4 protein-coding genes and 1 CRISPR repeat array are annotated in these 10,448 nt (G+C 66.5%); all 4 genes read right to left on the bottom strand.

Features of this window, described 5'->3' with window-relative positions; translation table 11 throughout:
• Positions 1–33: 33 nt before the first annotated feature.
• Positions 34–934: direct repeats of the CRISPR family, unit length 32 nt; unit sequence GTCGCCCCCCATGCGGGGGCGTGGATTGAAAC.
• Positions 935–1,279: 345 nt separating this feature from the next.
• A complete protein-coding gene (locus ABFE16_07040; protein ID MEN6345047.1) occupies positions 1,280–3,511 on the bottom strand; it encodes a discoidin domain-containing protein in 2,232 nt (743 codons plus the stop codon).
• A 52-nt stretch (positions 3,512–3,563) separates the two neighbouring features.
• The gene (locus ABFE16_07035; GenBank protein MEN6345046.1) at positions 3,564–5,132 is read right to left on the bottom strand and encodes an SBBP repeat-containing protein; all 1,569 of its coding nucleotides are present in this window, start codon (positions 5,130–5,132) and stop codon (positions 3,564–3,566) included.
• A gap of 208 nt (positions 5,133–5,340) precedes the next feature.
• Positions 5,341–5,541 (bottom strand): hypothetical protein, encoded by a 201-nt coding sequence (locus tag ABFE16_07030; protein ID MEN6345045.1) that lies wholly within the window; start codon positions 5,539–5,541, stop codon positions 5,341–5,343.
• Positions 5,542–5,922: 381 nt separating this feature from the next.
• On the bottom strand, positions 5,923–10,398 hold the full coding sequence (locus tag ABFE16_07025; GenBank protein MEN6345044.1) for a beta-galactosidase: 4,476 nt from the start codon (positions 10,396–10,398) through the stop codon (positions 5,923–5,925).
• Positions 10,399–10,448 lie beyond the last annotated feature (50 nt).

The following is a 10,448-nucleotide window of genomic DNA, read 5'->3' as shown; positions in this document are numbered from 1 at the left end:
CTTCGTGACCACCACCAGTTCGAGCCCGTAGTGGTCGCCCCCCATGCGGGGGCGTGGATTGAAACCCTCGTCGCCACCGCGCCGCCAACTCAAACAGCACGTCGCCCCCCATGCGGGGGCGTGGATTGAAACACTGGCGCGACAGGCTTCAGAAGGACGGACGAGGGTCGCCCCCAATGCGGGGGCGTGGATTGAAACACATCGGTCTTCCACAAGGCAAAGACTACGGGCCACGTCGCCCCCCATGCGGGGGCGTGGATTGAAACTTGACGTCCTTACGGTGGCCACGGATGTCCACCTGTCGCCCCCCATGCGGGGGCGTGGATTGAAACTCTCCGCCAACACCGGGCACCACCAGAAACAGTGTCGCCCCCCATGCGGGGGCGTGGATTGAAACGACCTCGACAACGGGCTCGGGATCGGAGACGGCCGTCGCCCCCCATGCGGGGGCGTGGATTGAAACGGCGTTAGCCTGTACTGCGGGGTGAAGTGGTCCAGGTCGCCCCCCATGCGGGGGCGTGGATTGAAACTCGTCGAAGGGCAGTTTGCGCAGGGCCCACAACATGTCGCCCCCCATGCGGGGGCGTGGATTGAAACCACAAGCGAAGGGGCGAGGCAGAGGGTGTTGACCACGTCGCCCCCCATGCGGGGGCGTGGATTGAAACATCACCTGTACATCTATATAGTCCCATATCACTATGTCGCCCCCCATGCGGGGGCGTGGATTGAAACCCTCCACAACCTTGATAACAACCTGAGTCGCCTCGTCGCCCCCCCCATGCGGGGGCGTGGATTGAAACCCAGGTTAACTCCTCGCATGCCGACCCCTCGGAGGCGTCGCCCCCCATGCGGGGGCGTGGATTGAAACCCATCACCTCTGTTTGCCGGCGAGCTGCCGGCCGGTCGCCCCCCATGCGGGGGCGTGGATCCAAACGCCGTCGAAGTGTCGAGGGTGTCGCAAACGCTGGGGCCCTTTCGGGGGAACGTGGGGTCAGACACAGACGCTGAATCGGCAGCGGGGTTCCGTCTCGTCGTCACTGTGCAGAAGAGTGCGTGGGGCACCCGGGGACACCGCGGGAATCGCGGAGAACACGCTGGGCATTCTCGAGCTGACGCCCGCCGGACTTGGGGTATTCGACGCCCGGGGCCTTGCTCCAGTACGCCGGCCGCCCGTCTGACGGCAAGGCCGGGTCGAGCTTGTGCCTCCCTCCGCTGCGACGGCCTCAGCCAGGCTTTGCGGATACCGCCCTACCGGATTCGCGGTCGCGCTCAGATTGCTCTACTGACCCTGCACTTCCATTTCCACGAGTTCCAGGGTCCCTGCGTAGGGTTCCTCGACGTGCTGCGATTGGCCCAGATGGATGCGCAGGTAGCGCCCGGTCTTGCCGATGGGGTACGCCCACAGCTTCGGCGAGTAGGCCGCGCCTTCCTGTGGCACCCTGGACGATTCGCCGGCGTCCTCGAAGCGTTCCCCATCCTCTGACACCTCGAAGCGCAGGCTCGTGGGGACGAACCAGAACTGCCGGCGGATGCCCCGGTACTGCAGTCGCACCTCCTTGACCGCCACGGGCTTGCCCAGGTCAACCTGCACCCACGCCGTCTTCTCCTTGCGAAGGTCGTGTACCCAGAAGTTTTGCCCGTCCTCCTCTGCGTACACTCCATCCGTCAGCATCTGCTCGCAGCCCGCATACTCGGGACTGGTAGAGGAGACCTTTACGGGGCGCCCCAGGGCGAGTTGCTCTGCATCGGTCCTTGCCACCGGGAACGCGGGCGGGCGGATGAAGCTGTCCTGCGCATGGTAGAGGGCGACGAGTTCATCGCAGAGCGGCCGTAGCGCCTCCTGCCCTTCTGGAGTCCGGTAGCCCTTCGTGACGAGGAGGTGGTCGATCTCGGCACGGAGGTGGAGCAGACGCCAGCGCCAGGACTCGCGCGTCCAAGCCGGTAGCCGTGCGTCGATGCTCTGCGCCAGTGTCCACGCATCCTCGGCCCGCTCGAGATGGTGCGCATACCAGTTGTTGTGGGGGTGAGTCTGCTCCAGCAGTTGGAAGAGTCGGACGCCGTCGGACGCCGTCTCGGGGGACAGGTAGTAGGAGGCATACTCGGCGAGCACATCCTCCGAAGGGGTGTCGGGAGACCAGAAGAAGCGGCACCACAGCCACTTGTTCAGGTCTTCGTAGATGCCCTCCGAGTACGGCCATCCTCCCTGGATACGGCCGCGCAGCTTGTCCTGCAACCGGGTGAACAGCCCAGGAAGCGGGTTGGCGCCGTATCCGCCCCAGGGCTGCATGCCCCACATGGAGATCTCGGGGAACCATGCCAGCGGGTAGCGGTCGGCCTCCGGGCGATTCAGCAAGGGTGCGGGAACGGCCTCGCCGCCCGCGCCGCCGATCATGCCCTCGAACCACGCTGGCTTGTGCTCGGAGATGAACCTGAACAGCGCGGGGTACTCGCCGAGGTCCCCGGCGATATAGTCGAGGTACCACGTGGACAGCCAGACCTTGCCCTCCGGGTTGCGCTGGTGGAAGAGCCCGGCGAGCTGCTCGGAGGCCTTCAGGAACCCGTTGCCGCCCCAGGGCGCGCACTGCTCGCAGGCACATCCGCCCTGGTCGTAGGGCCAGGTCCAGATGAAGTCCACCGGCCCGAAGGCGTCCAACTCCTCAGCCTGCCACTTGCCGATGAGCGCCAGACCCGCGGGGAGGGATGGGCAGAGCTCGACGCCGTAGGAGCCAGGTGCGGGCTTTGGGCGCAACTCTGCGGGGCTGCCGGCATAGGCCTCGTCGGCGATGAAGGTCAGGCCGAACTGCATGCCCACCCGGTGGGCGGTCTGGCCGAAGTGCTTGAGCCGCGCCAGGTGTGCCTTCGCCGCCGGATCCTCGAGACCCGTGAAATGATGCATGTCAAACCATACGCAAAGCGAGTTGCCGCCCCACAGAGCGAACTCCTCAATGACCGCGTCTACTTCTGCCAACGGCGCCACATGGTAGAAGTTGAAGAAGTGGGTGGCGAAGTAGATGCCGCGCACGGGCAGACGCGGGGTGTCGGTCAGAGACAGCCCGGGCATTGTGAGCTCGCCCGGCGCATAGCGGCACGCCCGCAAGAGCTTGCCGACACCAGCCACCACGCCACCGGGGCTTTCCCCCAGCACGAAGAGGCGATGCTGGGAGTCCGGCACTGTGGCGAGATGGAAGGCGTCCGCGCCCATCGACCTGAGCTCTGCGTGACTCTCGCAGAAGGCCCTGGCCTCGGCGCAGGTTTCGGCGGTTCCCAGCGTCAGCGACACCTCCCCTGCGGGAGCCCCACCGATGGGTACCTCCAGGCCTGTCCGGCGCTTCACCTCCGCCTGGAAGAGCTCGGCGGCTCGCACCTCTGGAGCGGTCGCCTGCGCTCCGAGCACTATCCGCAGCTCCCGCGGGTGAAGCTGAAGGGCATTTCGGCCGTCGGCCGTGCCCTGTCCCTGCGCCGGCAGCGTTGCACTTAGCAGGGCACCGATCCCGAGCAAAACGCGGCTCATGCAGGTCGCCTCCGGCATTGTTGGGGTTCCCCGGGTCGGGTGCGGGCTTTCCCTACCTCGCGGGACGTAGCTTCGCCGCCCAGGCATCTCCGTTGCCCCAGCCCACTGGGAACTGCCCGCCGTTGGGGGTGGCGCCAAACCCCGGGTCGCCGCCGTAGGTGCTCTGGAAGGCGTTCTTCGAGGGGAAGTCTCGGCTCGTCGTGACGCCGGCCACGTAGAGCATCCCGCCGGCGCCGAAGCAGCAGGCGCGGGCCATCTCATCCCCCGTGCCACCGAGGTAGCTGGAGTACAGGAGCCGGCTGAGGTCGCCAGAGAGGACGGAGACGATTCCGTCGAAGGGGAACTTGCCGCCGGCTCCCGCGTTGTGGGGCTGGAGGGAGCCGGGCGTGACGGGGAAGTCGGTGGAGCTGCTCCCTCCCGCCACCATCACGTCGCCTTCCGCGTCCACTACGATCTCGTCAGGGCCATTGGTCTCGTTGCCGTTGCCACCCAGGAAGGTGGCCGCGAGGAGGGCCCCGGTAGGTGAGATCTTCTCGATTGCGAAGTCACCTCGGCCGCCGCACCGCGACTGGAAGGCGCCCGCGGTGACCGGCACGCTGTTGGACACGAAGGCGATGAACACGTCACCGTGGTGGTCCACGGCGACGTTGTGCGTCCTGGCGAAGGGTACCTCAGCGGTGCTGGCGGCCGTGCCGGTGTAGGTGCCGAAGATCAACCGCGAGCCATCCTCGGACAGCTTGCCGACCCAGGACTTGCAGGGGGTCTTGCAGAAAGCCTCGGGTGTCGTGGGCATGTCGTCCGAGTAGGTGTTCAGGAAGATGACGGGGCAGTGGTCGGCGCCGACGCCGACGGAGGCGACCCAGTCGTTGCCGTTGGAACCGCCGATCCACGAGGCCCAGAGCACCTTGCCCTCGCCGGAGAGCTTCAGAAGGCCCGCGTCGGACTTGCCGAAGTGGTTCCCGCCGCTGTGAGGCGACTTCTGGTAGGCGTTGGCGAACCACTCGGCAGGAAGGTGTTCCGGGCTCTCGGCGAAGTAGTCGAGGGTGGCGTAGACGTCCCCTCTGTCATCAAGGGTCATGTCGCGGACGGCGTAGCCTGTCCCCACATAGGTAGCCCACACCCAGTCCGAGGCGTCTGGCTTGAGCTTGCCGACGAACCCGCAGTTGTGATTTGCCTTGAGCTGCGGCGCGCCGGGTGTGGTGGGGAAGCCAGGGCCCATGCGGCCCGCCACGTACACATAGCCGGCGCGGTCCACCTCCACGCTGTACAGGTAGCTGACATCGCGGCCCCCCACAACCCTGGACCAGAGGAGCTGTCCGGTTGGGCTGAGCTTGGCGACCATTCCGCCGCCCTTGGACTGGCCCGGGATGGCTCCGGGGGTGCGGGGGAAGTCTGCGGAGCTCACAACCCCGGCGACGTAGAGGTTCCCCTCGACGTCCACGGTCATGTCCCGCACCATGTCCGAACCCGAGCCACCAAGGTAGGTCAGGAAGTCCACTTCGTACCGGACCAAACTCGCTGGGGCGAGCATCCCTGGCTGTGCGCCAACCTGCCAAGCGGCCATGCTCAGCAGTGCCAGGAGCAACCCCGACGTGACTGCCCACCGACCACCGGTATGCATGGGTCAGAACGCCTCCTTTGCACCTCTGTCGGGAGTCTGCGCACGACGACCAGCACCAGACTGGAGGGTCGGGCCGTGCCCGGCCCAAGGTCAGCGTTCATCTACGGAAGCTTACGCGTACACAAGGGGCAAGGGGCCTGGACACCAGCAATCTCCTTGCGCGATGGGGACAGCGGGCGCGAGAGCTTCGCACGGATTCGCGGGAAGCTCACTGCTGCAGGTCGCATTTGCCGTCCAGGCCGATCCGAAGGCTCCCCGCCGTGGTGCTCACCACCACAGCCCCGTTCTGCATGCTCACCGTCAGGCCCTCCGGCCGCTGGCCCTTGGGCCAGGGCACGATCACCGTCGTGAAGGCCCCGCTGCACCGTGAAGCGTACCTCGCGCGGCTGCCCGAGCACCTGCGTGACAACCAGGAGGCACACCATCACGGCCACGACCCAGTGGTGACTCCGCATTCCCAGCGCCGTCCCTCCAAGGCGTTGTGGCCTTTGCCCTTCCGGGATTGCGGCCAGTGTGCCCAGTCGTCGGCCGACTCACCCCGCGGGGGTGCGATCATGTCTCGCGCCGTGCTGTCTGCCGTCCTACTGGCGATTCTGGTCTCTGCTTCCTCCTGTAGCGCCAATCAGGCCCAGCCCGGGCGCGGTCTCGACGGCGTCCAGCTCTTCCCCGCTCGCACCCTCGCCCAGGGAGAGGTGCCGGGCACAGACATGCCTGGCCACCTTTCGAAGTCACGACGGACAGCGACACCGAGGTTCCAAAGCTGACCCTTGGTGGCTCCACAACTCCACGGCTACATGCCCTTGATTCGGTCCGGGTAACGCAGGACGTCCTCCAGGGCCTTTGTCCAGCGCCCGACCTCCGTCTCCTCGCAGATCAGTAGCAGGCAGGTCCTGAGGTCCTCATCAAGCTGCACTGACGACAGGCCGCGCCGGACCTCGAAGGTTCGCCGCTTGCCGTCCTGGATGTCTCCGACGACCGTCACCGGACTGCGCCACTGCCGTGCCGACTGGAGCTGTGTGCGGCCGGTGGTGAAGGGGCACAGGAGCACCGCCGAGCTCTCAGCCAGGTTCTCGCGGTCCAGGGCAAGGCAGATCACCTGTGCCTCGCCCTGAAGCAGAGGCTTGCCGTCGACGGCTGCCTCGCCACTGGCCCCGACCGCGACAAGCTTACCCTCGCCGCTGGACACTGCGAGTCCGGGGTAACGGGCGGCGACCCTTGCCTGAACGGTGAAGGGTCCAGCGGGGATTGCTGCAGTGACCGCACCCGGCGGCAGGTTCGTGTTGTACACCACGCTGAACTCGCCACCGGAAGCCAATGGCTGGCGGCACAGGTGCAGGTCACTGGTGAGCCTGGGCTGAGTGGCCGTCGAGGGCACCGGTGCCAGCGCCTTCGCATAGAGCCAGGTGAGCAGCGGGATCGCTTGATCGGCCGCGCCGGTCTCGATCGCGTCGGTGCAGAAGGTCACGGTGCCGAGGCCGACGCGGTTCTCGATGAGGATCGGCGTTCCGTCGGGTGTGGCAAGGCGGACCTGTCCGGTGGTGGGCTGGACCCGCTGGCACGGGCTCAACTCCAGCGTGGTCGCACCGTCAGTGACCGCCTGGACCTTCGCCGCGTTCCGGAAAGGCGGCGTGGTGAGTTGTTCCACGAAGCGAGCGCCGCAGAGCTCCTCCAGGCGTGCGCGGCGGGTCGGCTGACGGTCCCCGTTGCGGGACAGGTCACCGGTGACCAGCAACCGTCCACCCTCGCGAACCCACTGCAGCACCTTCTGGTAGCAAGGATCCTCGGGGCAGAGGGGAGAGGGCCAGATCAGCACCTGCGTGTCATGGGTCAGCGCGGCGACATGCTGCTCGTTGATGACCCCGAACTGCTGGTGCAGGCCCAGGAGAGCTCGGAAGGCGTTGTAGCCGACCTCCATGCCGAGACCTGACTGCGCACCGAGCCGAAGGCCGTCCGGGAGCAGCACTGCGACCTGCGGCGTCGTGTAGCGCGGCTCGAAGTGGCGCCACACGAGACTGAGGTTGCGGTGAACCGTGGCGACGTCCTTCGGCAGCCTGCCGTTGGGGTAGAAGACGCCCCAGGGGAAGACGTTCTCGCTGGCATCGCGCAGGCACCAGTTCTGGACCTTGCAAGCGCCCATCGCAAAGCCGTAGTGCGCCACAGCCAGGAACAGACGGTCCTGCTCCTGCTCGGTGCGGAGGATATGGTAGCCGCGTGCACCGTTCTCCAGTGCCCAGGCCGGATGCGTCTTCACGCCGTACTCACCCAGACCGACGGACTTGCCGCGCAGGCGCAGGTCGTTTAGTCGCAGGGCCAGGGGCAGGAACTCCTCATCGCGGTAGGGCAGGTCGAAGTATCCGAAGTTGGAGGCATCCTGCGCCCCAAGGGTGAGGGGCAGGTCGATCCCGCCGTGCGGACGCTGATAGTACTCGGAGGTGATGGGGTGCTGCGTGTCGGCCTTGCGCACCCCGGCCGTCATGCGATCCACCCAGCGGGAGGTCAGCCACACGTTGAAGCGTGCGTGGTCCACTTCGCGCACACTGTCCCAGCGGCCCGTCGAGGGTGGCGGGTAGTCGAGGTTACCCCAGTCGCCATAGACCTCGTCGCCCCAGCTTGCGGCCAGGGCTTGCTTCCCGGAATAGCGCGTCGCGAGCCACTGGTTCCAGAGGACCTTGAGCGCCGGCTTGTCCTCGACCCGGAAGGCGAAGTCGCCGTTCAGGTAGTACAGCAGCCCGGGCACCTGGCCCAGATGCTGGGCATAGGCGGTGCACTCGGCCGCCTGACGCTCGAGCGCCGGGTCACCAATCGCTACATTGTGCCCGCAGAGCTGGCAGGGCATGAAGACCAGACCCTCACGCTGACAGGACTGAGCCATGGCCTCGAACTGCCGCCACTGGGCCGGCGTGTATTCATAGGTTGGCGGGTTGCAGAACTGGAGGTTCTCGTAGACGTTGAAACCCATGTCGCGGGCGGCCACGTGATCGAGGTGCCAGGTCCAGGGGTTCTCGCAAGCCGACCGGTAGACATTGGCATAGGTGTCGCTGCCGAAGAGGAAGGTGGGGCGGCCGTTGAGCCGGTAGTAGTTGTCCGAGAAGCGCAGCCCGGGGCCCTGCGCGAGAGTCTGGGGCTTGAGGGCAGCGAAGCCCGACACCATCTGGTCAACGGGTCGGCCGTCAATCTCCAGCCTCGCGCGGACCTGGTAGAGGTCGGCTGCGAAGGTCCCCGGGTTCCAGGTCACCTGACAGGTCCGGGTCTCGCCGGGCGAGAGCTCGAAGGGGACAGTACCAACCGCCTGAGCCTGGTCCTCCTTGCCTGCAGGAAGGGCCTCGACGACCACTTGACCGCGGCGGCTCTGGACGCCCTGACTCACGGCCACGACCGAGAGGTTGACGGGCTCGCCGTCGCGATAGGCGGCCTGGTCGGTGGTGAAACTGCGCAGGAAAGCTCCTCGGCAGACGAAGCGGGTGAGGTCGACGAGAGACGCATCAAGCCACGGGTAGCGACCATCGAAGAGGTCCTCGTTCTCGACGCCGAAATAGCCCCACATCGACCCGGCGAAGTAGCCGCCGTAGTTGATCATGAGAGAGCCGAGCGGTCCACGCTCACGGCCGAAGCGATCGTAGGTGCTGACGAGGGGGATCCAGCGGGCATTGTCGGAGCCCTGGACGCCGCTCGCAACCCAGCCCGACAGCGGGCTGGCGAGACTCCCCTCAGTGCGCAGGATGAACTGACCGGCTGCGGGACGTGCCGAGGCGACACGACGCAAGGGGTAACTGGCATCGAAGACGCCGATCTGGGTGGGCGACACGCCGAGACCATCGCCCGGTGATCCGGTCGCCGTGTTCATTGGCCGGGCAACGCTGCCAGTGACCTCGGCGAGGCGGATATCATCGAACCAGGCGGTCCCCGTGGCGCGGTACAGTCCTGCCTTGATATGTAGACGCACCGTCTGCGCCGAGGGCGTGTACTCGTACTGGAACTGCTGCCATTCGTGCGTGCCGGTGACCTGGGCGAAGTCCTTCCACGGCCCCAGCTCATCCTTCGCGCCATATTCGTACAGCGCCAGGTAGGCGAAACCGTTGCCGATAGGGACGACGTCGCGGGTCCGCACCCATCCGCTGACCACGTAGCGGGCTCCCGGCCTGGGCTTGAGGTCCAGGTACCAGCGATCCTCGCGAGGGCTGTCGGCGGCGACCTCGACACGAGCGCAACTGCGGCCCTCGCGGGGCTCCTCCGACGTGACGGTGCAGATGGTGCCGTCGCGATGCCACTTGCCGTCGAGGACTGTCCCAGCAATCGGTGCGTTCTGGGTCGCCTCGAAGCCACCGTCGGGCAGAACCGAGTGTGTTAGGGCCGCCTCGCGGAGCTGCGCCAGGACTTCCTTCTCCTCCAGCCAGCGACCGTCACGCTCCATCAGGAGATAGTTGAGGGCGTAGCCTCCCAGTGAGATGAAGCTGCCGCCCTGACGCAGGAAGGCAGTGAAGCTGTTGCGGGCGATGGCAGGGAAGGACTGACCGTAGGGCAAGATCACGAGACTGTTGAGGGAGGTGCTGAGCTGCCTCGGATCGGCCATCTGCTCTGCCGTGAGGAACCGCACCTTGAAGCCTGCACCCTCAAACAGACGCGCGAGGCGTTCGGGTGAGGAGCCTGCACCGCGCACAGGCATCTGTGGCTCACGCAGGATCGCGACGGTGTTGTCGACCCTGGGAGCGCTTTCGGGGTCCACCACTTCCTCCGGTCGCAGGGCCCTTTCCCCTTCCACCACCGTCCAGTTGTCGAGCCACACCTTCCCCGAAGCGTTGAAGAGGCCGCAGCGCAGCGAGAGGATCGTGGCACCCGGTGCGACCGGGACCGTCACCGTGTGCCGCTGCCAGGGACGCGTGCCGACAGCCTGGGCGAAGTCCTTGTAGGCGACCAACTCGCCGGTTTCGCTGAGTTGGTAGGCAGCCGCATAGGCATAGCCTGTACCGTCGGGCTTCACGTCCTCCGTGCGCAGGTCAACGGCACAGCTTACCGTGCGCGTGGCTGGCCCGAGCAGCACGTCCTGATTGGCTGCTCCGGCGTCGGTGATCAGCAGGGCTTTGTCGCCGCGATCTGAGGGCACGACCTTCGCAGCAGCGCCCAGCGACCAACCGCCGCTATGTTCGTAACCACCATTGCGAAGTAGATTGACGGGACGCTCCTGGGCGAAGCCACAGGTCGATGTTAGCAGGAAGACAAGGGGGAACAGCAGGACGGCCAGTCGAGGGGCTGCGGCCTTCGATCTCACGCGACTCGTCCTCCCTGAGCAAGGGCAGCAGACTGCGGCGCCTGCCCTTG

Source organism: Armatimonadia bacterium (genome assembly GCA_039679385.1).
In the GTDB taxonomy this organism is placed as follows: Bacteria; Armatimonadota; Zipacnadia; order Zipacnadales; family JABUFB01; genus JAJFTQ01.
This window is presented reverse-complemented; position numbering and strand designations above follow the sequence as displayed.